This is a genomic window from Mesorhizobium sp. M7A.F.Ca.MR.245.00.0.0, assembly GCF_003997415.1.
In the GTDB taxonomy this organism is placed as follows: domain Bacteria; phylum Pseudomonadota; class Alphaproteobacteria; order Rhizobiales; family Rhizobiaceae; genus Mesorhizobium.
This window is the reverse complement of record NZ_RZTE01000102.1, coordinates 1-1,121: the sequence shown is the minus strand read 5'-3', so window position 1 is coordinate 1,121 and position 1,121 is coordinate 1. Positions and strand designations below refer to the sequence as shown.

Annotated in this window: 1 protein-coding gene; it reads left to right on the top strand. The window is 64.4% G+C overall.

Annotated features, from left to right (window positions below; genetic code table 11):
- On the top strand, window positions 1–1,038 hold a 1,038-nt coding region (locus EOB80_RS34235; RefSeq protein ID WP_164762838.1), incomplete at its 5' end, for a pitrilysin family protein.
- Window positions 1,039–1,121 lie beyond the last annotated feature (83 nt).

Sequence of the window (1,121 nt, the reverse complement as noted above, 5' to 3'; positions counted from 1 at the left end):
TTCACCTCCTACGACTACACCGCCTTCCACGAGACGGTGGCGCCGTCGGCACTCGAACTGATGATGAGCTTCGAGGCCGATCGCATGCGCAATCTCATACTCACCGACGATGTCATCAAGACCGAGCGCGATGTCATCCTCGAGGAGCGCCGCTCGCGCATCGACAACAGCCCCGAGGCCGTGCTGGACGAGGAGGTCGATGCGACGCTGTGGCAGAACCAGCCCTATCGCATCCCGGTCATCGGCTGGATGCAGGAGATGCAGCAGCTGAACCGCGCCGACGCTGTCGCCTTCTATGACAAATATTACCGGCCCAACAACGCGGTGCTGATCGTTGCCGGCGATGTCGAACCGGACACGGTGCGGGCGCTGGCCGAAAAGACCTATGGCAAGGTGGCGCGCGGCCCCGATCTGCCGCCGCGCATCCGTCCGGTCGAGCCGGAGCAGAACACCAAGCGCACGGTGACGCTCGCCGATGCCCGCGTCAGCGTGCCGAGCTTTTCCACCCAATGGGTGGTGCCGTCCTATCACACCGGCAAGCCGGGCGAGGCGGAAGCGCTCGACCTCTTGGCGGAGATCCTCGGCGGCGGCAATCGCAGCCGGCTCTACCAGGCGCTCGTCGTCCAGCAAGGTATCGCATCCAGCGCCGGCGCCTTTTTCCAGGGCACCATGCTCGACGACACCAACTTCACCGTCTATGGCGCGCCGCGCGGGGATGCCAAAATCTCCGACGTCGAAGCGGCGGTCGATGCCGAAGTGGTGCGCATCGTCAAGGATGGCGTCACGCCATCGGAGCTGGAAAAGGCCAAGGACCGCTATGTCAGATCGATGACCTTTGCCCGCGACAAGCAGGATTCCATGGCCAACATCTACGGCTCGACGCTGGCCACCGGCGGCAATGTGCAGGACGTCCAGCAGTGGACGGACCGCATCCGCAAGGTCACGACAGACGAGGTCAAGGCCGTCGCCGCGCGCTATCTCGTGCTCGCCCGGTCGACCACCGGTTATTTGCTGCCGCAGCAACAGGCGGGGAATTGATTTGATGAAGAGATCGAGCGTTGGCGCTGCCCCTCACCTGCCTGCCGGCATCCTCTCCCCGTACAGTGACGGGGAGAGGGGCG